We start from the raw sequence: 574 nt of genomic DNA, 5'->3' as shown, positions 1-574 counted from the left end.
TTGGCCGTGGAAACGATTTCCCGCGTCGAAGCATCGAGCACGCGGTGATCGAACGCTTTAAGTCGGATGCGGATATTCTGTCCGTTCATGCGTCTATTCCTTGTTCTGGCGCGGCGCGGGCGTATTCCCGCCCGCGACAGATCTCTTGTTCTTCTTACTCGACGATGGAAGCGACGATGCCGGCGCCGACGGTACGGCCGCCTTCGCGGATAGCGAAGCGCAGCTTCTCTTCCATGGCGATCGGCACGATCAGCTCGACGTCAACGGTGATGTTGTCGCCAGGCATCACCATCTCGGTGCCGGCCGGCAGCGAGACGATGCCCGTCACGTCCGTCGTGCGGAAGTAGAACTGCGGACGATAGTTGGCGAAGAACGGCGTGTGACGGCCACCCTCGTCCTTCGACAGCACGTACACTTCCGACTTGAAGTCGGTGTGCGGCTTGATCGAACCCGGCTTGGCCAGAACCTGCCCACGCTCGACTTCGTCACGGGCCACGCCACGGATCAGCGCGCCGATGTTGTCGCCGGGCTGGCCCGAGTCGAGCAGCTTGCGGAACATTTCCACGCCGGTGAC

General features: G+C 62.2%; 1 protein-coding gene. It reads right to left on the bottom strand.

Annotation, left to right across the window (positions count from 1 at the left end; all coding sequences use genetic code 11):
• Positions 1 to 154: 154 nt before the first annotated feature.
• Positions 155 to 574, bottom strand: a 420-nt coding sequence (locus D1614_RS28520) for an EF-Tu C-terminal domain-related protein (protein WP_497006682.1), incomplete at its 5' end; no start/stop codon positions are given.

It is taken from the genome of Maribellus luteus (assembly GCF_003576475.1).
In the GTDB taxonomy this organism is placed as follows: domain Bacteria; phylum Bacteroidota; class Bacteroidia; order Bacteroidales; family Prolixibacteraceae; genus Draconibacterium; species Draconibacterium luteum.
The sequence above is the reverse complement of the archived record's forward strand: the minus strand, read 5'-3'. Positions and strand labels throughout refer to the sequence as shown.